At 45.7% G+C, this 21,672-nt stretch carries 15 protein-coding genes; 11 read left to right on the top strand and 4 right to left on the bottom strand.

Annotated features, from left to right (window positions below; genetic code table 11):
* The first annotated feature begins 227 nt into the window (after positions 1-227).
* Entirely contained in the window at positions 228-983 is a 756-nt protein-coding gene (locus MHI06_RS16280) for an SDR family NAD(P)-dependent oxidoreductase (RefSeq protein WP_062834752.1), read from the top strand.
* A 107-nt stretch (positions 984-1,090) separates the two neighbouring features.
* On the opposite strand, the gene MHI06_RS16275 is transcribed toward MHI06_RS16280, so the two are convergent.
* The 4 genes from MHI06_RS16275 to MHI06_RS16260 form a co-directional block, all read right to left on the bottom strand.
* Entirely contained in the window at positions 1,091-2,275 is a 1,185-nt protein-coding gene (locus MHI06_RS16275; RefSeq protein WP_340398438.1) for an MFS transporter, read from the bottom strand.
* 233 nt (positions 2,276-2,508) lie between these two features.
* A complete protein-coding gene (locus tag MHI06_RS16270) occupies positions 2,509-2,793 on the bottom strand; it encodes a metalloregulator ArsR/SmtB family transcription factor (RefSeq protein WP_340402131.1) in 285 nt (94 codons plus the stop codon).
* A 170-nt stretch (positions 2,794-2,963) separates the two neighbouring features.
* Complete coding sequence (locus MHI06_RS16265; protein WP_340398437.1) at positions 2,964-3,305, bottom strand: ribosomal protein L7/L12; 342 nt, start codon at positions 3,303-3,305, stop codon at positions 2,964-2,966.
* Between the two features lie 46 nt (positions 3,306-3,351).
* The gene (locus MHI06_RS16260) at positions 3,352-4,551 is read right to left on the bottom strand and encodes a cytochrome P450 (protein ID WP_340398436.1); all 1,200 of its coding nucleotides are present in this window, start codon (positions 4,549-4,551) and stop codon (positions 3,352-3,354) included.
* Between the two features lie 188 nt (positions 4,552-4,739).
* Here MHI06_RS16260 and MHI06_RS16255 point away from each other — a divergent pair, with 188 nt between their 5' ends.
* From MHI06_RS16255 to MHI06_RS16210, 10 genes are all read left to right on the top strand, one after another.
* On the top strand, positions 4,740-5,717 hold the full coding sequence (locus MHI06_RS16255) for an aldo/keto reductase (RefSeq protein ID WP_340398435.1): 978 nt from the start codon (positions 4,740-4,742) through the stop codon (positions 5,715-5,717).
* Positions 5,718-6,140: 423 nt separating this feature from the next.
* Positions 6,141-7,241: an AAA family ATPase gene (locus MHI06_RS16250; RefSeq protein ID WP_340398434.1), complete on the top strand. Its 1,101-nt coding sequence runs from the start codon at positions 6,141-6,143 to the stop codon at positions 7,239-7,241.
* The gene (locus tag MHI06_RS16245; RefSeq protein ID WP_340398433.1) at positions 7,229-9,697 is read left to right on the top strand and encodes a DUF5682 family protein; all 2,469 of its coding nucleotides are present in this window, start codon (positions 7,229-7,231) and stop codon (positions 9,695-9,697) included. The genes MHI06_RS16250 and MHI06_RS16245 overlap by 13 nt, the downstream gene beginning before the upstream one ends.
* Entirely contained in the window at positions 9,682-10,905 is a 1,224-nt protein-coding gene (locus tag MHI06_RS16240; protein WP_340398432.1) for a VWA domain-containing protein, read from the top strand. Before MHI06_RS16245 ends, MHI06_RS16240 begins: the two co-directional genes overlap by 16 nt.
* Before the next feature lie 19 nt (positions 10,906-10,924).
* Positions 10,925-14,482, top strand: coding sequence for a DUF4132 domain-containing protein (locus MHI06_RS16235; RefSeq protein WP_340398431.1), 3,558 nt, complete (start codon positions 10,925-10,927; stop codon positions 14,480-14,482).
* 4 nt (positions 14,483-14,486) lie between these two features.
* Positions 14,487-16,319 carry a hypothetical protein gene (locus MHI06_RS16230; RefSeq protein ID WP_340398430.1) on the top strand — a complete coding sequence of 611 codons (1,833 nt, stop codon included), beginning with the start codon at positions 14,487-14,489 and terminating at the stop codon, positions 16,317-16,319.
* Complete coding sequence (locus tag MHI06_RS16225) at positions 16,306-16,584, top strand: hypothetical protein (RefSeq protein WP_340398429.1); 279 nt, start codon at positions 16,306-16,308, stop codon at positions 16,582-16,584. Before MHI06_RS16230 ends, MHI06_RS16225 begins: the two co-directional genes overlap by 14 nt.
* Positions 16,585-16,806: 222 nt before the next feature.
* Positions 16,807-17,346, top strand: coding sequence for a sigma-70 family RNA polymerase sigma factor (locus MHI06_RS16220; protein WP_340398428.1), 540 nt, complete (start codon positions 16,807-16,809; stop codon positions 17,344-17,346).
* Positions 17,347-17,359: 13 nt separating this feature from the next.
* Positions 17,360-18,775, top strand: a complete 1,416-nt coding sequence (locus MHI06_RS16215; protein ID WP_340398427.1) for a hypothetical protein — start codon at positions 17,360-17,362, stop codon at positions 18,773-18,775.
* Positions 18,776-19,064: 289 nt separating this feature from the next.
* Complete coding sequence (locus tag MHI06_RS16210) at positions 19,065-21,572, top strand: WG repeat-containing protein (protein WP_340398426.1); 2,508 nt, start codon at positions 19,065-19,067, stop codon at positions 21,570-21,572.
* Positions 21,573-21,672: the final 100 nt, after the last annotated feature.

Below are 21,672 nucleotides of genomic sequence, written 5' to 3'. Positions count from 1 at the left end.
TTAGAGTTGTCTGTTCCTCCAACTTACTACTGAATGTGTGACATATGATATAGTATGAATCCATATTATATGAATTGTTTTTATGTCGAAATTCTATTAAAATAGGTAAAGTCAGGAAGGTTTTATGCCATTTTTGACCTACATAATGCATTATCACATGTACGACGTTTCATATCGTATTCATCGATCCAATCACAAGATGACACACACACATGGAGGAGATCAACATGAGTCACGCAGGAAAAGTAGCCATTATTACTGGAGCAGGAAGTGGATTGGGCCAAGCAGCAGCATTGAAGCTGGCTGAGAAGGGTGCATCCATTGTCGTCGTGGATCTTGTCGAAGAGACAGGTCTTGAAACGGTTAAGCAGATTGAGAAGCTGGGAAGTAAAGCCATTTTTGTACAAGCAGATGTGAGTAAAGCACCTGAAGTTGAGAATTACGTGAAAAAAGCAGTCGAAGAGTTCGGACGAATCGACATGTTCTTTAATAATGCAGGTATTGCAGGTCCTGGGATCAAGTTGATCGAACATACAATCGAGCAGTTTGACCAGATTATTGATATTAACCTGAGAAGTGTATTCTACGGGTTGAAGTATGTGATTACGGAAATGCTCAAAACCGGCGGAGGTTCCATTCTCAACACGGCTTCCACAGCCGGTATTGTTGGTGTACCTGCAGTTGCACCTTACGCTGCAACCAAACATGGCGTGGTGGGCTTGACCCGCACAGCTGCAATTGAATACGGCAAGGACAACATTCGTGTAAATGCGATTGCGCCAGGTACAATTGAGACACCGATGGTTGTTCAGTTCGGTAAAGACAACCCTGAAGTGTTCAAAGCAACCGTTGACAGCATTCCATCTGGACGTCTCGGCAGACCGGAAGAGATCGCGAACCTCGTTTCCTTCCTTCTGGGAGATGAAGCGCCATATATCAATGGTGCAGTATATCCGATCGATGGAGCAGTTACAGCCCAATAAGAGTTCTCCTTATCTGTAAAAGAATAGCCGTTAAAATGATTAAAGAGAGGTCACTGTATACGTACAGTGCCTCTCTTTTTGTTTGTCTTTTGTACAACGAACTCATATCAAACAGCGTTGTGCGATTTCTCGGTTTGTGTACTTTTCACAGATGCTGAACGATACGAGCCTATAACGATGATGATGGCAACAGCGACCCCGATAGCTCCAATCCAGGTAATGGATGACAATGAAATGCTGCTGACCGCGATTCCCCCAATGCCTGCTCCGGCAGCCATCGCTAGTTGCATCACTGAACTGTTCAGACTAAGCATAATGCCTGAGGATTCCGGAGCCATGGTGACAAGGTTATATTGCTGAGTTGGACCTGAGGACCACGCTGCAAAAGACCACAAAATCAGAACAAGGAAGATAGCCAGATGAGAGCTTGCCGTTATATTCAGCAGGACCAGACTCGCGATATGCAGTGTCATGCCCGTGATCAGCGTACGTTTGACACCCAATCTATCCGCACTGAAGCCTCCAACTTTTGAACCGATCAGACTTGCTATGCCAAATGCGAGTAAAGCTGAACTGAGCAGTGCTTCGCTCATTCCTGCAACGGTTACGAGATAAGGTGAGATATACGTGTAGGCAATGGAATACCCACCTAACCAGAAAAATGTCACCAGCAGTGCCCAAACAATTCGTGGCTGTTTGAGCAAAGACAGTTGTTTCTTCAGTGGAACAGGTGCTTCTGCTTTGGAAGGCGGAATGGTAGCCGCGATCACTAACATGGCGAGAACGCCAAGAACGGCTATGCCGGCAAAAACAAGCTTCCAATCCCAAGATGCAGCCACAAGCCTTCCGAGCGGAACGCCAACAATCAAAGAAGCCGTAAAACCAGTGATTACTGTGGCGATTGCGCTAGCTTGTTTGCCCTCAGCGGCTATTTGGGAAGCAACCGTTAATGCTGTGACAACAACAACGCCCGCGCCCAAAGCCATCAAGACACGTGCTGCGACGAACAGTCCATAACCCGGCAACAGGTAGGCAAGAACATTAGCCACAACGAATAGACCGAGGAAGTATAGCAATAGCTTGCGACGGTCCCAGCGCGAAGTCAGTGCAATAATGATAGGTGTACCGAGCGCATATACGAGCGAAAAAATCGTAATGAGCTGTCCGGCAGCAATCAAAGAAATATTCATGGTATCTGCAATACGATCCAAAATGCCGGCAATGACATATTCGGACGTTCCTACAAGGAAGCTGACCAAGGCAAGCACATAGATTTTGAGCGTAGAAGACATGGAGACATAACCTCTTTCGGATTATAATTATTATATTTTTCGAAATATAGAAATAAAGACAAGAGAACAAAATATGAATGCTGTGAATGCAACCATCTGCGCGAGAATAGTAATGTTACAACCGAAATAATTAATATTGGTATAAGCGTAAACTTAGGTGACCTAGTTTTACTAATAAATATCGTGCGTTGTTTCTATATTTCTAATTATATAGAAATATAATTCAAATTTTTTTATTTATTTAAAAGATAGGGAACAAACTTTTGTGCAGTCTCCGTGTTCAGGCTGTAGTAGATATACGTACCTTTCTTCTGCGATGTGAGCAGTCCGCAATCGTACAACTGTTTCAGGTGATGAGACAGAGTCGATAGGGCAACGGTAACAAGGCGGCTCTCCAAATCGGCAGGACACAGGTTGCTTTCGCCCGATAGAATCTGAATGATTTTGTAGCGTGTTTGTTCACCCAGTGCTTTATGAATTTTGACGACTTGTTCAAGTTCATTCGAGTTTGTTTGCATCATGTTCTGTCCTTTCGTCTTTATTTCTTATTTCTAGTAATATAGAAATAACACTAGCATATGTCGTTAGAAAAGTAAACTCTCGGACGAAGATTCCATACTTTCTACTGCGTCTGTGTTAACAGCCGAAAGTCTGGAGTACCTTACCCGAGAGTTATGTGAGTTGTATATTACCGATCTAGGGAATCAACATAGTCTTTGGCTTCCTTTAACGAAAGACCTTTGGCTTCGCGCAGTCGTTTGATTGCCATAATTTTTTTCCCTTGTTGTATAAGTGCAAGCAGCTCCTGATCCAGATCCGTTGCGGTTGGTTGGCTTGTGTGGGAAGGGGATGCTTCCTTCGGCGACAAGGTGTAATTGAAGTCGGAGCGTGTGCTTGCGGTTGAGCCGTTCTCCAGACGTTCGACATCTCTTTTCAATTCATTCAATTGGCGTTGCAGGCTGGTGACTCTGACTAGTAACACAAGGATCAGAAGCAGTAAAACGATCCATACCAAGGTGTTCATTTCCATGATGTCATGTGCCTCACTTTCATTGATTCATATTTAGCCATTTCCATTACTTAAGCTGAACCGGGATCTCCTTGACACCACGAACAATCATGCCGGGTCTCCATTCAAGTTCATTCACGTCAGTCTGTAGTTGCATATTCGGAAAACGATTCAGAAGCGTACTGACTGCTATCTCGCCTTCCAGACGTGCAAGCGGTGCTCCGAGGCAGAGGTGAATACCTGTGCCAAAGGCCAGATGTGAACTCTTCTCGCGGGTAATGTCAAAGACATCAGCATCCTTGAACTGCTGTTCGTCCCGATTAGCCGAATCAAGCGCAACGATGACAAGTTCACCTTGAGCGATATGCTGTCCACGGAATTCGATATCTTCCAGAGCCCATCGAGATGTACTGAACTCCACCGGTCCATTGTAGCGCAGCATCTCTTCAATGGCCTTGTGAATAAGCTCGGGCTGCTTAATGAGCAGTTCGCGTTGCTCCGGATGCTCCAGCAGGGCAAGGATTCCATTGCCGATGAGATTAACCGTCGTTTCGTGGCCCGCGATGATTAACAAGGAGACTACGCCAAGCAATTCATTTTCAGACAGTTGTTGCCCGGAATCTTCTGCTGTTACGAGCTGACTGATCAGGTCGTTCCCCGGATCTTTGCGTACTTTGGCGAACCAGGCATTCAGGTATTCGGTGAATTCCCTGGCATGCTGTTCAAACATCTCGGCGTGTTCCGAGCTGGATGCATCAATGATGGAATTGGACCACATACGGAACTTGTCCTGATCTTCCAGCGGCACGCCGAGGATCTCACTAATAACGATGATCGGCAATGGAAAAGCAAAGTCGTCGATCAGATTCATTTTCTCTTGGGACGCAAGGTTGTCCAGTAGATCATCCGCGATTTCTTGAATATGGCTTCTCATGTCTGCAATCAACTTAGGGGTGAACGCTTTCTGTACAAGTCCGCGCAGACGGCGATGATCTGGTGGATCGGAGAACAGCATGTTATTGACAAAGATACTTTGATTTTCAGGTCCATAACGTTTGGCGATATCCTTAGTGAAGCGAGGATCTTTCAGGATCTGGACTGCATCCTCGTATCGGGTAATGATCCAGCCAAACTCGCCGTGAGGAAACATGACTCTGAAAACAGGCTCCTCTTTTCTTAACTTTTCATACACGGGGTAAGGGTTATGCGTGAATTCTTTCGTGAAAAACGCTGGCTTTGAGGACTCGTTGGGTTCATTCGGGTTCAAATGCAAAATCTCCTCTCATATTCCTGCATAATACCTGCACCCTCTATATATTCAATAGACAAGCTTTTGAAACCTTGTTTTTGCTTCATATGGATGATAGAGCAGGAAAATAGAGGAAGTTAGAAGAAGACATGTAGAGAGAATCGGTCATTGTGCTTTGTAAAAATGAAAATGAGGTGAATGCTGATATGTCATACGCACAACTTCCCTTGCATCACCACCAGATTCCCGCAAGTCGAATGGTTCTTGGCTGTATGCGATTCGGGGGTGAATGGGATGGTCTTCCCATTACTTCAGATCTTGTTGTGGAAGGTCATCGAGCGGTAGAAGCAGCTATCGAAATAGGCATTAATCATTTTGATCTGGCGGATATATACACACGAGGTAAGGCAGAGCATGTCTTGGGGCGAGTTTTATCTGAAACTCCTGGTTTGCGTGAACAGATCATTATACAGTCGAAGTGTGGTATACGCCTTGTAGGTGATGATGAAGGACCTCAGCGTTATGACACCTCAGGTGCACATATCCTGGCGAGTGTGGACGGGATTTTGGAACGGCTCGGCGTCGATTATCTGGATATTTTACTGCTACACCGTCCTGATCCGCTCGCCCATCCACAAGAGATTAGGGAAGCACTGGCTGAGCTGCATCATTCTGGTAAAGTGCGCCATTTTGGTGTGTCCAACATGGGCTCTGAACAGATTCGTCTTCTTCAGCTCCATAGTAAAGTGCCTCTGATTGTGAATCAGTTGGAGATGAGTCTGGACAAGATTGGGTTCGTAGAAGCTGGTGTGACGGTGAATCGACCCCAAGCCAGAGACAACGTGTTTCCTTATGGCACGATGGAATATTGTCAGGCAGAGCATATTCAATTGCAAGCCTGGGGTCCCCTTGCTCAGGGGCGATTTACTGGCAGGGTAGTTGAGGGACAGCGTCCTGAAATTGACCATACGGCTCAATTGGTTGATCGAATGGCCAAGGAGCGTGGGGTGACACCGGAGTCTATTGTACTGGCTTGGTTAATGAAGCATCCAGCAGGTATTCAGCCCGTGATTGGTTCAATTCGACCAGAGCGGATTCTGGCCTGCCGTGACGCGACTAAGATTGAGCTAACCCGATATGAGTGGTACGAGCTGTACTCAGCTTCGTGTGGTCGCAGAATGTAATTAGCGATGTTGGACAGTGAGGCGTAATGATCCACCCTTTTTAGAAAGGGGATAGTTAAGTTTGAACATATAAGAAGACACAGGCTGCTGATGGCCTGTGTTTTCTTTGTGATATTCAGCCTCATGTGGTTGAAACACAATATGGAGCGTGTAATGATTCATAAGGTCATACGGCCTACAATGCGAATACATTTGCAATAAGTATACTGATTCACGGCCGAAACCAGTGTGTTGGCACAGCTGTAAGGATAGTTCACCTTCATATTTGTGCTATACACTATGTCCAAGGACTTAGAAGAAGTGCTGATAAGAAGGACGTTTCAACCATTTTTATCGTTTTACCGGGTAGTTGCTGGAGTGCTGTGATAAAATGATAGGAATAAGAACATACGATCTGTTTGTGTGAGAGGAGACACCTTGACGATGGAGATGCTTAAACCACCCGCCGAGACATTATACGAGGTTGAATTACGCGCGCTGAGAGAGGAAGATCAGGGGAAACGTCCCCCGAACTGGCTGTTATCTCCCGCCTATGTGCGCGATTTTATTATAGGCAGGGATAAGCCTGCGTTATTAAATGGAGAAGAGATCACGATTACCCGCAAATTCTATGGCAATGACGTGTTAATTGAACGTGCAGTGGTTACTCTGGCAGGCAATCGAGGGTTAATGCTCGTGGGAGAACCCGGAACAGCCAAGACCATGCTTAGCGAATTACTGACCGCAGCGATTTCCGGAACCAGTCTGAATACGATTCAGGGTACGGCAGGCACGACGGAAGATATGATCAAGTATTCATGGAATTACGCCATGCTGCTCGATAAAGGTCCTTCGGAAGCCGCGCTTGTGCCATCGCCGTTATATAACGGAATGAAGAAGGGTATTCTTACCCGTTTTGAAGAGATCACACGTTGTCCCGCCGAAGCGCAGGATAGTCTGATCAGTATTCTCAGTGACAAGGTCATGAGCATCCCGGAACTTGATGGCGGTGTATTGTTTGCCCAACCTGGATTTAACGTCATTGCTACAGCCAATATTCGGGATAAAGGTGTTAATGAAATGAGCGGTGCCTTGAAACGACGATTCAATTTTGAAACGATCAAGCCCATTCATAACGTAAAGATGGAAGCCAAAATTATTGAATCCCAGGCACGAAGCCTGTTATTACATAGTGGAATTGATATTGAAATTAATACGGATGTGGTTGAATTGCTGGCTACAACATTTATGGAACTGCGCACTGGCATGACACGGGAAGGCTACAAGCTCGACACACCTCAAGCATCCATGAGTACGGCGGAAGCGGTGTCTGTCTATGTCCAGAGTGCGATGACTTCCTATTATTACGAAGATAAGGCTATTGCGCTGGATCGGTTGGTGCAGAACATGCTGGGAACCATTGCGAAGGAAAACGACAAGGATCTGTCCATTCTCAAAACCTACTTCTCCAAGGTCGTAAAAGAGCGTTCCAGAGAAGAGGGAATGTGGAAGGACTATTTTGAGGAGAGAAAATGGATCGGTTAAGAGCAGTACTGGACCCTGATGTTGATCAGTTACAATCCTTGTTCGAGTCCCAGGTGTATAACCTGAGTAATCCTGCGGTCTATTATCCTATTAGACACCACAGCCCTGCATGTTCGTATCACTTGTTACGATTAATCGGGGAGTATAAGCCGGATATTATTCTAATCGAAGGACCAGAGAGTGGTAATCCATTAATTTCGGTGCTGAGTGATGAGGCAACCATACCGCCTGTCAGTCTGTACTATACCTATGAGAGTGAACTGGAGAGAGAAGCCTGCTATTATCCGATGCTTCGGTATTCGCCTGAATATGTCGCTTTGAAAGAAGCAAAACGTCTGGACATTCCGGCAAAGTTTATTGATCTGGACTATCGTCACTTCTCCACTCGTGCATCCAAGTCCGGTCAGACAGAACAAAAGGAGATCTCCATCCAGGACGAGACCTTGCTTGCAGGGTCTGACTTCATTAATCGGTTGTGCCAAAAAACAAACTGTCGCAGTTTTGATGAATTGTGGGAAAAGGTATTTGAGATTGGCGGTCTGGAGAAATCCACTCGGGCGTTCGTGCAGGATGTATTCACGTATTGTACGTTATCCCGAATGTGCTATTCCACGGAACGATTACAGTCTTCAGGTGATCTGGCACGAGAAGCACATATGAAACAACGTATTAATCAAGCGGTACAAGAGTATGATCGTGTGCTTGTCATTACCGGTGGATTTCATACGTATGGACTGTTGATGTCAGAGAAACATGAATCCGAATTGGAACAGCCAGAAATGGATAAACAGTATCCAGACCAACGTTTGGATGGACGAGGTAAACCAGGTACTTCTCAACAAATTGCGGTTGATCCAGATCCGGTTCACCAACAAATGTACCCGATGGTCTATACCTTTGCTGAAGCGGATCGGCTCAATGGATATGCGAGCGGCATGCCTTATGTGAATTATTACGATCAGATCTGGAACCAGCTGCTTCGCAAAAAGAGTACACCATATAATCTAACGGCTCTGGACTTGTTATCCCGGCTGATGCGCCAATTACGAGACGGACACGAGCATGTATCAACCAGTGATGCGATTGAGGCGTACAGCATGATTCAGGGTCTCGCCGGGCTTCGGGGGAAAAGGGAAGGCGGTGTCTATGAGTTGATGGATGCGGCACTCTCTTCCTTTGTGAAGGGGGAGCTTACCCTAGCGACCGATAAACCGTTGCAAGAGCTTCAGCAGTTATTGACAGGAGACGTCATTGGAAGCGTGGCTCCCAATTCATTCAGTATTCCCATCGTGGAGGACTTCAAGGTGCGTTGTACAGGGCACAAACTGCAGATCCGCACAACAGGACAACACAAGAAAGTGCTGGATCTGTATGCGAAACCGGAGCACCGTCAGATAAGTCAATTGATTCAGTGTATCACGTATCTGGTTCCGGAATTCGCTAAACGGCAATCCGGGCCGGACTGGATCGCAGAACGTGACATGAATCTTGTACGCGAAACCTGGGTTTATATGTACTCATCCCGCATTGAAGCCAGATTGATAGAGAACTCTCTCTATGGCGGAACGCTTGCCGGGGCGGCTACACGCAAAATGGAAGAACAGATGCAAGAAATACCGGATCATCATAGCGGTGAACTTGCCCGACTAATGCTTCAAGCGCTGCTCATGGGGCTTCAGGACACTGCGATGAAGCTTTATGAACAGGTGCGCTCGGCGCTGAGAACCGACGGGAATTTCCTTTCCTTATGTAACAGTCTGCATGTCTTGAACCGAATTCATCAGCACCGCAGGCTACTGGGATTATCTGACGAGCAACAACTCCCTGAGTTGGTATCCGAGGCTTACAGGAACGCCGTGGACAAGTTGTTACAGCTCTCCAGAGCCAATCCGGATGAACATGAAGCCATTATTCAGGGATTGAAGTTGCTAGCCATGCTCGCGGAGTCATCAGAGGAGCATTTTCAGGATGAGACATTCCGAATTCACCTGAATGAGCTTCTGTCTGATCACCAGCTTCCGGCTCAGCTGGAGGGTGTGTGTGTTGCTATTTCCTCAGGCCTCGGCGACAGGCCAAGGGAAGAGATTGTTGATCGTGCACGTGGATATATCCATGGTACACCGGATCAGACCCGTCAAACGGCACTTTTTTTACAGGGAGTATTCTCTGTAGCACGTGACGCTTTTTTATATGAAGATCAGTTGTTGTCCGAGTTGAATTATTTGATTGAACAGCTATCATATGACGACTTCATTAGTATGGTACCGGAATTGAGGTTGGCATTCACCTACTTTACACCAATGGAGACGGGCTTGATTGCTGAGCGGGTGGCGAGTCTGCATCAGGTTGAACCGGAAGAGATGTTAAGGCCTGCGGTTGATGAACAGATGCTGATTCAGTCCAAAGCATGGGATGAAGCGCTTCGAAAGGAGTTTGCCGCATGGAAGCTAATATGAATGAAGCGAATCGGATAACGGAAGAAAACGGAGAAACGGACAAAACCTCCAATCCGGATGGAAGCAACCGAGGAGATCATCATTCTGCTGAAACCTTGAATCGATGGCGTCTGATTCTCGGTGAATCCGCCGAAGAAGGGTTGTGTAATACAGACCAATACACTTCGGATGAATTTCAATATACGGAAATCGATGAGATTCTGGGTTATCTGTATAACCGTGAATACGGTGAAGAACAAGGTTACCGAAAAGAGGGAGGACGCGGTGCGTCTAACCTGACTGTCCCGAAATGGTTGCACAAAGTCAGGGACCTATTTCCCAAACCAACAGTAGAAATATTGGAGAAACAGGCGCTTGATCGCTATGGGCTGACAGAATTGTTAACGGACAAAAAGTTGCTTGAATCCCTTGAACCCAACATGAATCTGCTTAAGAATATTATGCAGTTCAAAGGACGGATGAAAGGTGAGGTGTTAAAGAGCGCCAAGGATATCGTGCGAACTGTGGTTGAAGAGCTGCGCAGCAAGCTGGAGTCTCAGACCCGAGCCAGTATCATGGGCAAGCGAAGTCGCTATACCTCCAGTTCAGTACGATCCTTGCGCAATCTGAATTTCAAGCGAACCATCACCAAGAATTTGAAGAATTACGATAAAAACAAGCGCAGGTTTGTCATTGATCGTCTATATTTCGACGGGAGTATACAGCCTCATAACAAGTGGAACATCATCATTGGTGTGGACGAAAGTGGCAGTATGCTGGATTCAGTCATCTACAGTTCGGTAATGGCGAGTATCTTTTATCGATTGAATGCGCTGCGCACGAAATTATTCATATTTGATACGCAGGTTGTTGATCTGAGCGACAGGCTGGAAGACCCCGTAGACGTGCTCATGAATGTGCAGCTCGGCGGGGGAACACATATTACCAAAGCGTTGCGTTATGGCGAGACGCTAATCGATAATCCTGGCAAAACCATCTTTATTCTGGTCAGTGATCTGGAGGAAGGTTACCCGATTGCGCAGATGTACAAAGCCTGTAAAGATATCATCGATGCAGGATGCAAGCTACTGGTTCTCACCGCACTCGATTTTAACGGGGATTCTGTCTATAACAAACATGCAGCACAGACATTAACCAACATGGGGGCACATGTAGCCGCAATTACCCCAAACGAGTTGGCAGATTGGATTGGCGAAATCATCACTTAAATTCAAGGAGGAATGTGTAATGCTTACCGCAGACCGCGCAGTAGAAACTTTGGTGGAGAAATTCGCAGTGACCTGTTCAAACGAGTATTCATTAAAAACAGACCGAAGCTCCGAAATTATTGATTATGTATTGGGCACGACAGACAAGTTTCCGGATATGATGGGAAATTCGAGTCATTATGTATATCAAACAATTGATCTGCTCATGAAGCTCGCCAAAAAAGATGATGGAGATATCTTTTACCGGGCCGGGGCTATTGTGATATATCTGGAATCCAATTATTCCAAAAGAAGTTCATGGAGAACGGATGCTTTTACTGTCTGTATGGGAAATGATTCAGAAGCCTACGGATTGAGCGGGAAGAGCAAAAGCGCTGATCGCATGGGTGGGTTGTTGGCCCGGTTGGAGAAGATCAAACAGTTTGCCGGTAAAGAGGAGATCCTCTCTGAATTAAAGAGTAAATTAAAGCGTGCCCAGTGGCTTTTTGATTCCAAAAAGGCCGACACCCAGGGGGATTATCGAGATGTAATCAATGCGTTAATGCTGCTGCAACTATATTCGAAGCTCAGTGACACGGCTTCTCATCTTGCAGAGGTTCAAGCTTCTGCTCAATCGTTACCGGTGTTGTTTCAACATGTAATGGCTAATGATCCAGATAAGTTGCGGGACGAGTTACATACGTTGATTGAACCTGTGGTGGTCAGTAATATTCAAGGGAAGCATAACGGATCTTCCCAAGAATTAAAGGATGAATTCCTCAAGGAGAAGCGTAGTCAGCTCATCGCTGAGCTGTATCCCAATACGTCTTTCTCTCCAAAAGAGCAATGTTCACACACTGTATTCCATCAAACTATGGTGCTTGTGAGTGGTGCCTTGTTGTACCTGATTAACATTAGTGGAGGTAAACAACGGTTCCTTGATACGAATAGTGAGATTGGACATATTTTGCTTCACACAATACATCAATTACATGAGATTTATCCACTTGAAGTTCGCCGTTACTTGCTGAGTATGGACCCTAGAGCCAAGAGTCCAAATGATCTGCTTGCTGGACTTGTGCCTCTGGATGAGCCTTATCAGTTGGTTGAAATGTTGCGGGACGAGCTTAATTCGTACACGGTATCTTGGAACATGTTACAATCCGCGATCGCAAATCGTCCTGAACAAGCGATTCGAGCATACGAGATTATCAAACCGCCATTCCTCAAACTCTGCATTCAGAAATTCATGGAGGATCAAGGATTGACATTGCCTAATGCGGAGGGGTCACTGGAGCAAGCGGTATTTAACGCTCTTCGGCATCCTTTGGACGGGGGACGTCAAGGACTTGCTATTGCAAGATACTTAAGTGGGGAAAACACCCTGGAGGAATATTGGGAGGACCCAAATAGTCGCGGGTTGTTTAATCAACTGAATCGAGATAAGAAGCGTGTTCACAACCTCATTAGTATTAGTTTTCTGCCCTTGGATTCGGAGGCGATGCGCAGGTTCGCAATCCTGACCACTCATCCTGATTGGACACTGGATATTATCTCGGACATGTACAATTCATACGCTTTTAGTGGAGAGCAGCTGCTTCAACGTTACGGGCAAGACCCTGAGGTGCAACGTGAGAAATTGCTAACCAGCCTGATCTCACTTAATGGCATGACCGACTACAGATACAAATCGATGCCGCATGACGAATACCGCCGAATCATTCAGCAGAATCTGGACTATGCACTGACACAGTACAAGAAACTGCCAACAGATACACGCATTTTAATTCTGGAGATTACCTTTGAACAGCGTGATGAGTTATCGAAGAAAATATTGGCCGAAGCGATTCGTGCCGGATTGCAGGATTCTTCCAAAAAGGCCAACGGCGTGGCGTTAGCGGAATTCAACCGAATTCCTGATCAGGACTTGTATACGCTCATATACCTCTCGGAGAAAAAAGTGGCGATCAAAGAAATGGCTCTGACTGCAATCCGGAGTCTGGAAAACAGCAAGGAACTGTACGGTGAGCTTTTGAAGAAAGAGAAGTCCGACGATTGGAAGAGCTTGATCCAAATTCTGCTGGATACCGCAGATTTAAGTCCAGAGTATGCCCATGCTGCACTCGCTGATCAGGCGGATGCCAAAAAGTTGTCGAGACTGAGCTGGTTGTCCTTGAAAGATCTCCCTTCACTGATACGTATTGAAGACAATCAGCCTTTAGATGACCGGATTAAACAGTATGCTTTGGTCCAATCATTGGATCATACATCCGGTCCTAATGAACGGTTGAATGAATTACGAGATTACGTAAGTGAGTCATCGCTCGCTCGTTTTGCAAGTGAACTGCTCCAGGTCTGGATTCAGGAAGGTGCTCCTGCAAAAGAGAAATGGGTGATGTATGTATCAGCACTCTTTGGCGATATTCAGATTGTGAATATTCTGGCTCCGCAAATTAAGGAATGGACAGAAAACAGTCGTGGCGCGATTGCAGCAGATGCTGTAAAAGTGCTCGCTTATCTGAAAGATCCATCCGCTCTTATGGCGATTGACAAGATCAAACGTGGCGTGAAGAACCGTCAGGTGAAAGGTGCAGCAGAAGAAGCATTGCAACTTGCAGCCGATAATATGGGACTTACCTCGGAACAACTGGAGGATCGGCTGGTCACCACACTTGGTTTTGATGAAAAAGGAACCATGCAGCTGAGTTACGGAGAGCGTTCCTTCCTGGTTAAGGTCAATGGAGACTTACAAGTCGTTGTCTTAAATGAAGAAACGGGCAAATCCGTGAAGAGTCTGCCTGCTCCTGCACAGAAAGATGATCCTGAATTGGCAGCGCAGTCCAAGGCACGTTTCACACAGCTGAAAAAAGATCTCAAATCCATGGTTAACATTCAGGCGCAGCGTCTGGAAGAGTCATTGTCCAAGCAACGTCTGTGGTCTGCCGATGAGTGGAAAGCATTGTTTGTACAAAATGTAATCATGCAAAAATTTGCTGTTGGTCTGATCTGGGGAACGTATGAGGATGGCGCTCTGATCAGCACCTTCCGTTATATGGAGGACGGCACCTTCAATTCTGTGGATGAAGATGAGGTCGATCTGCCTTCGGATGCGCAAGTGGGACTTATACACCCGTTGGAACTGGATCAGGCAACGCTTGAAGGTTGGACAACGCAGTTGGAGGATTACGAGATCAAGCAGCCATTCGAGCAATTGAATCGTGAGATTCACCAGCCAGAAGATGAGGATAAAACGAAGAATGAATACGATCATCTGCCCGAGTCTGATTTTTCACCAACGGCTTTCCCCAAAGCACTGGAGAAATACGGTTGGATCAAAGGACCGGCACAGGACGGCGGCTGGTATCATGAATTTTATAAAGAGTACGGAGATCTTGTTGCAGAATTGCAATTCAGCGGTACGAGCATCACGTATTACGAGGGATTGGATGACATTACCCTGGAATCCCTTCATTTCTTCAAACCGAATAACAAGCAATATTATTACTATGGTGACAACAAACCCATTGCTCTAGGCAACGTTCCAGGTCGCGTGTTCAGTGAAACGATCTACGACATTCTGAGAGCAACGGGGCGTTGATGACGTGAATGGATTCAAGGAAAAATTCCGAAGTTTTTCGAAGCTGTGTACGGAGGATTATTTGATTCGGTATGCCAACAAGGGGTTGTACAAAAGGTCTTTGAAAGAGTTGGACAATGGTGTAAGTGTAACGTACACATGGAATGCATCATCTGTGAGTTGTCAGCTCAGTGACGGGACACAATGTACGCTTGAAAATACGCTGGATCATTGGGAATGCTCCTGCCCGGCCGATCATATCTGCAAGCATGTGCTTATTGCAATTCTGTATGATCAACGGGAATATACGGCAGAGGATTCAATGAATGCAGACGAGAAGCATGCGCTGGATAAGGACTCAGGGATATCGGATAATGATCCGTTGGACGTACCAAAAAACGTATCAGTAACAGAATCAGCATCAAACTTAGTATCAAATGTGGATGATCCAAGCGAAATTCCGCATACGGTGTCACGTGAGATCGAGTCTCGCTTCCGCTGGATGACGGAGTCTGAACTTCCCGTGTTAATTAAATCGTATAGTTCTTCCATGATTGAGGAAGTTGTATTCCGACTGAGATACCCAGAGGAAATTAAGATCTTTGAAGATTCACTTCTTACGGTTCATCTGACCACCCAGAATATCGAGGTGTCTTTTACGGAGGAACCGAATCTTGCAAAAGCACTATGTAAGGTGAAGCAGACAGCCGGGAAAATGGCCAAGCTTGAAGCTTTGTTACGGTACCGGAACTTTAAAGGTCTGGATGATAGGGATGCATTAAGTGGACGGGTGTACGAGGCCAAGTTCTCTCTTCAGACAGTGCAGGAATGTCGGGTTATGCTGGCAGGATTGTTGAAGACGGGACTGGCCCGCCTTCCTCAGTCCTATATGGCACAACTGGAGACATTGGCAATTGCAGCTCATAGTGGCAACCTGCCTGACATAGAACGCAGTTTACGAGGGATTCAAGGAGAACTACAGTTGTTTTTCAACAGACATATACGTTTCTCCATGCAATCCATGTTGGATCGGGTAAGCAAGCTGTATCTTGCACTCCAGGTTCTTGAAGAAGAAAAGGTGTCTGCCATTCAGCAGAGTCAGCTCATTGGCAGTTTTCGAAGTAAATACTATACGGTGCCTTCACTTCATCTGTATGGACTGGGAGCTGACTCGTGGGAGACACGATCCGGTTTCCGTGGAATCACCTATTATTTCTATTGTTTCGATGATGAGGAAATCTACACCTATAGCGATGTACGTGCTGTATATTATGATGATCAGCAGTTCTCGTATACAGAGCATTATGGTGCATTCACACCATGGCTACCTAATCTGACCTTTCGCCAGTTCGTCGGTGAAGAAGTTCAATTCCATTCAGTTAAAGTGAATGAAGAACGCCGGATCTCTTCCGGGGAAGGTGCCAAGCTTGCGATTTTGCCACGAACGGGTGTGGAAACGTTGAATCTGGGCAAAACCATGCAAGATGTAACGACTGTACTTCAAGAGGAATCGCGGTCGTTCGACTTGTTTGCTGCTCCCAAAGAACGATTGGCTGTAATCAAAGTTGCTCGAATCGTGGACCATAACTTTGTCAAACAAACGCAGGAGCTTGTCCTGACGGTTGAGAATACCGAAGGGGGAAGACTGGCACTCACTCTCCCGTATTCATCTGACTGGCAGGCGATGATCCAAAGACTGGAGTCAGGATATGGTTCCCAATCGCTTGAACACTTCTATGCCTTTGTGCGTGTGGAACCAAAACGGATTAGCCCAATCAGTTTCCTGAAGGGCAAAACGGTGCTCAGTCTGAAACTGGATATCGGTAATGGGAGGATGGGCAGACTTGGAAGAATATAATCAGTTCATGCAGAGAATTAACGGCTGGTCAGAAGAGTTGCTGCTGCGCGGGTTATCCCAGTTTACGATCCGAGATATTGAGGTACTTGAGCAGCTCGCAGTGGAATCCTTACGGTTGCAGAAAAGTTTTCTTCATGAATTGCTGAATCACGTCATCCAGGAAGGGCGTAGCGTGGCTCTTGGACAAGGTGATGAAGAGCTGCTGTTATCTCAGTATTGTCGTCTCACCCAATATGTACAGCTCAGTGTGCAAGAAGAGGCATGATATTGGTTGTAAACGAAGCGAAGGCACATGAAGCGATATGATGTAGATAATAAGATGTAATATAGAAGATAAGAAGATTTGCAGAAGGCTACAAGGCCACTGCAAATCTTTTTTTATCGTGGAGTAAGTAAAAGTCATTTGCCAAACGAATATAGGTAGGAAGCACGGATCAACACGAGCATTCGTGATTATATGAGCATGGAAGGGAGGGGGCATGTAATCGTGGAAGAACAAATACGGAAGGCAGTAGCGGATCGTGATCCTGAGGCCATGGAATGGGTGATGAACCACTACGCAGGTTTGCTATGGAAGATAGCTCATTCCATCCTATATTATGCATCGGCAGAAGAGATTGAAGAATGCGTAGCAGATACATTTTTTGCTTTTTGGCAGAATCCGGATGCATTCCAGTCTGGGCGAAGTAGCCTGAAAAATTACCTTGCAACAATCACAAAACATAAAGCGATTGATCGCTACCGGAAATTTAATCGAAGAACAGAGCTTACATATGAAGAGGAGATTCATTCGGTGCAAACGGATGATTTGTTGGTTCAGATGATCAGTAAAGAGACATATACGGAACTTAATCAAATGATTGAATCTTTTCCAGAACCGGAACGGGAGATTATGAAACGTCGGTTTTACGAAGGACAGAGACCCCATGAGATATCGGAAGCATTGTCCCTACACGTTAGGCAAGTCCATAACAAGCTTTATCGCTCCAGGCAACGATTGAGGACATGGTGGATGAACAGGAAATAAAGGAGGCGATCAAATGCGAAAATCCGAAAAAGAATTCACTGAGCAGAACCTCTTTAATATTAAAAAGTTGTTCTATGATAAATTGGCGATGAATGAACCACCAAACGTTTCGAGATCAGATTCATCATTTTATCCACCTATATTATACCCATCCGCTCCATCCGCACAGACAAAGAAGTCCATGAATAAAAGAAAAAGGTATCGCAAAGCCATCTATATTCCTGTAACCGCTGCGTTATCGTTATGTCTTGTTACAGGGGCAGCTGCATCGGTGGGCATCATTGATCTGTCTACTGTTCTTCATTTTCTAGGTGCAGATCGGATTGGCATTCTTCAGCCTGTTCATCAGGTGAGTGAAGATCAAGGGATTCGAATGGAGGTTATAGGTGCTGTCAGGGATGGAGATACAACGGAAATCTATGTTTCATTATCGGATCTGACTGGGCATCGCATTGACGATACGTTGGATGTGTATGATTACAGGGTCACTGGAGGTAATGCAAACAACGCTCAGATTATTCATTATGATGATGCGAATAAAACGGCTATTGTCCGATTCCTCATTCAAGGAAAAGTCAGCAAAAATCGAATTACCGTTCAGATCAATACGTTGATGTCGGGTACATCTCGACAAGATGGTTACAACGTACAAGTGGACTGGGAGCAGTTGTTACAAGAAAAGCAAAACAATAACTATGATATCGTGGATCAAGATCGTATAAGTGGCTTGGGAGGTACAACGGATATTCAATTGGAAACCGATCCAATTTCGGTACTGCATCAAGATGTAACGAATGTCCCCGTTTCCGGTATTGATTGGATGCATATTTCCAATATAGGTTTTGTGGAGGGCAAGTTACACATTCAGATTAATCCGAATAATGAGATAGGCGAGTATAATCATGGATATTTCTACTTCACAGATGAGCAAGGTCAAAAGCTCGATATACCTGAATATTCCGTTAGCTATGGACATTATATGAAAGATGGGGTCGGGTATGGAGGAGATTATGAGGAGTTTGTGTATGATCTGTCTGCTGTTGACGATTTAGATAAGCTGAGACTTCAAGGCAGTTTTACGAGTATTAGTGAAGTTGTAAAGGGGAATTGGAAAACGACCTTTAACTTGAGTGAAAATGGTTTGAGTAAAACAGGAAACGTTCAGCTTGGTGCAAATGGAGCCTCACAGGCAAATGTAACCCTTTCCGTAGTTGGCGTCACGCTTACAGGTGAGGCACTGAGCAAGATTCGCATGGAGGATTTGAGTATTGAAGTTCACCTGAAGGATGGCACTAAGTTGTCTGGCGTATCCGGTTTCCTCCAGCTAAATCAGGATCTCATTAAGTGGATATCCCCTAAGACCATTCCGGTGAATGATGTGAGCTACCTGCTAATCAATGGAGAGAAAGTAACTTTGAAAGATAGCTAATATGAAAAGTGAATTAGTTAACTATATGAATTTAACTAAACCTTCACACGAGAACGTAGAGGACGGAAAGAACCTGAAGAAGCGGAGCGTTCGCCTTTATCGCCAGATTTTCACCTTTGTAAAAGTGAATCAAAAAATCTGGGATAACAGCGATCGGAAGGTTGTTCTGTCATCGGAGTGGTAAGTGTGAATATTCTACAGTTCAACTTATATAAAATGAATTACATGTCATATCCCGATTTATGACGCATACCATTAGGCGAATGCGGTCATAAGGGAGGAAACTGAGATGTCCATGAGCGAACCGCTGTTAACGCAAATTGTGAATCAACATATTCCGGCTGGTGCAACGGTCGTCACTATTGATAAACCTGTCCAACATCCAGCGATCTACGCGGCTGATCTTACTGGTGATGGCATGCCGGAGATTGCCGCAGTCTATCAGTTGAACGGTGAGCTGTACCTGCTCATTTTGAAATTTGTCCAAGGACATTGGATCAAGATGGCACTAATCAAGGGATTGGGGTATGGGGTGACTTTAATGACTGCAGCCCCTGTAACTTCAACAGCAAGGAACAATCTCATCATCGGTTGGCGGATCGGTGCGATCTGGTCTAAGCTCGCTATATATGAGTGGACCGAATCAGGGCTCAAAGATCTGGCCCCTGACGATCTATATTATAGCTATGCAGAGATTATAGATATGCCTGGTCCGCATGGCCGAGATGGGAAAGTGGAGATTGCACTCTGGATCCATGACACAGGGGAAGCCTACCGTGTGGAGATTATCCGATGGCAGAATGGGAAATGGGTTCCGGCACCAGACGTATATGCAGCCTATTATCCCAAAGTGGTGCAATATTACGAGAAATTAACTCAGCATTACCCTGATTATATCTTCTACTGGTACTACCTTGCGGATGCTCAGTTCCACGCAGGCCAGTATCCGGCAGCACTCGTTTCCGTTCAAAAAGCACTCAGCTTTCCGGAAGCGTATCCTTCCAGAGAGGCGCTGCTGGAGCTGGAAAAGAAAATTAAACAGGCGATGATCCCTATAAGTCATGCCCGGGTAGCGACATGGTTATATCCGATCTCCGTTCGAACCACGAGTGGGACTCGTTGGGGGTATATGGATGCGCAGGGACATGTTCGGCTAGAGCCGGTTCTGGATGACGCCCATGAGTTCCAGCCCAATGGATTGGCTGTTGTGGTCAAGGACGGTCGAGCCGGTGTGATTAATCTTCAAGGGCAGTATGTCGTTCAACCTGTATACGATTCCATCAATTCCTTTTCTGAAGAACGGGCGATGGTGATTGATTCTCAAGGATTTAAGATGATTAATGAACAAGGCACGGTCCTGACCAAACGCGCGTACTCGTATATCTCGAATATGAAGGACGGCCGAGCGCTGTTTTACGATTCTAATCCTGGTCAGACAGATGGATCGGTGAGTCTGTATGGTTATCTGGATGCCTCAGGCAATGAGGTGATTCCGGCACAGTTCGTGTCAGCGAACGATTTTCAAGATGGCAAAGCGGTTGTGCAGATCAAGGACAATGAATATGCGCTCATTAATCGCAATGGACATCGGCTCGCGACGTATCCATTTGCTTATGTGGGACCATTAGGAGATGGACTGCTCGCTTTTCAAAAAGAGGCCTCGGGCAAATATGGGTACATCGACGAACGGGGTAATATTCGCATTCAGCCCAAATTTTCATCGGCATTTCCTTTTAACGACGGGCAAGCGATTGTTAATACAGCAGAGGATTACAAATCGAACTATGGTGTCATTAATACGCAAGGATCGTTTATCATTCAACCTGCCTATAATGACATCCGCGAACTAGGCGAGCATCGTTATGCGCTGGGGCAAGCGGTTAATCCGGAGCAGCCTTATATTGGCTCTGTATACGCGATCGCAGATACCAATGGCAGAAGACTTACGGAGTTCCTATATCGCGAAGTAGGCAATTACAAAAACGGCCTTGCTTCCGCATCGGATGGCAGACAGACCTATCTGCTGGATTTGAGTGGAAGACCTGCACCTGGGTATCCCCATGTAGAAGGTTCGGGTACGCTGGAGGTTGTGGCACCAGATCTGATTAAGGCGTATGTAGACCAGCGCTTATCGTATGTAAACCGGGCTGGACAGATTATCTGGCGGCAAAATACAATCGTTCCACTTCATCCGCCGTACCGTGTACGCGAAGAGAAGTACAAACCGAACAGGGATTACCTCGTATATTATCCGCAGGTGGAGGGATTAACGAACCAAGCGGAGCAGCTAGCGCTAAATGCCAAGTTGAAGGCACTCTCTCAGGTTAAACCAATCCCTGCCGATCAGCAGCTGGATTACACGTATACAGGGGATTTTGATATCACGTTCTACCAGCAGCAATTGCTGCAACTGCAACTCACAGGTTATAACTACCCGGCGGGTGCAGCACATGGTATGCCTACGATGATCTATGCCATCATTAATCTGACGAATGGTCAGTTGTATGAGTTGAAGGATCTATTTAAACCGAATAGTGACTATGTAAAAGTGTTGAGTCAGATTGTGGGGGATCAGATCAAAAATGATCCTCAATACTCGTATGTGTTTCCGGACACCTATACGGGGATTAGTGCGGATCAGCCGTTTTTTGTCACAGCGGATGCTCTGCATCTCTACTTCAATCCATATGATATCGCGCCCTATGCGGCAGGATTTCCAACGTTTACGATTCCTTTCGCCCAGATCAAGGATATCATTAATACAGAAGGTTCGTTCTGGAAAGCTTTCCATGAGTGAGTGTCTTCTCACAATTCATCAGATTCAGAGTATGAGGCCATATGTCCAATATGGCTTCTTTCTTATATAATAAGCTGAAACAACAGACAACGAGAGGGGA

The sequence above is a fragment of the Paenibacillus sp. FSL H8-0079 genome (genome assembly GCF_037991315.1).
In the GTDB taxonomy this organism is placed as follows: domain Bacteria; phylum Bacillota; class Bacilli; order Paenibacillales; family Paenibacillaceae; genus Paenibacillus.
Note: the sequence above shows the minus strand (reverse complement) of the source record. Positions and strands in the feature narration are given on the sequence as shown.

Excerpts from the sequence above, each read along its gene's own strand:
- MHI06_RS16280 (WP_062834752.1), top strand. The coding sequence starts at position 228 with ATGAGTCACGCAGGAAAAGTAGCCATTATTACTGGAGCAGGAAGTGGA.
- MHI06_RS16275 (WP_340398438.1), bottom strand. The coding sequence starts at position 2,275 with ATGTCTTCTACGCTCAAAATCTATGTGCTTGCCTTGGTCAGCTTCCTT.
- MHI06_RS16270 (WP_340402131.1), bottom strand. The coding sequence starts at position 2,793 with ATGCAAACAAACTCGAATGAACTTGAACAAGTCGTCAAAATTCATAAA.
- MHI06_RS16265 (WP_340398437.1), bottom strand. The coding sequence starts at position 3,305 with ATGGAAATGAACACCTTGGTATGGATCGTTTTACTGCTTCTGATCCTT.
- MHI06_RS16255 (WP_340398435.1), top strand. The coding sequence starts at position 4,740 with ATGTCATACGCACAACTTCCCTTGCATCACCACCAGATTCCCGCAAGT.
- MHI06_RS16250 (WP_340398434.1), top strand. The coding sequence starts at position 6,141 with ATGGAGATGCTTAAACCACCCGCCGAGACATTATACGAGGTTGAATTA.
- MHI06_RS16245 (WP_340398433.1), top strand. The coding sequence starts at position 7,229 with ATGGATCGGTTAAGAGCAGTACTGGACCCTGATGTTGATCAGTTACAA.
- MHI06_RS16240 (WP_340398432.1), top strand. The coding sequence starts at position 9,682 with ATGGAAGCTAATATGAATGAAGCGAATCGGATAACGGAAGAAAACGGA.
- MHI06_RS16235 (WP_340398431.1), top strand. The coding sequence starts at position 10,925 with ATGCTTACCGCAGACCGCGCAGTAGAAACTTTGGTGGAGAAATTCGCA.
- MHI06_RS16215 (WP_340398427.1), top strand. The coding sequence starts at position 17,360 with ATGCGAAAATCCGAAAAAGAATTCACTGAGCAGAACCTCTTTAATATT.
- MHI06_RS16210 (WP_340398426.1), top strand. The coding sequence starts at position 19,065 with ATGTCCATGAGCGAACCGCTGTTAACGCAAATTGTGAATCAACATATT.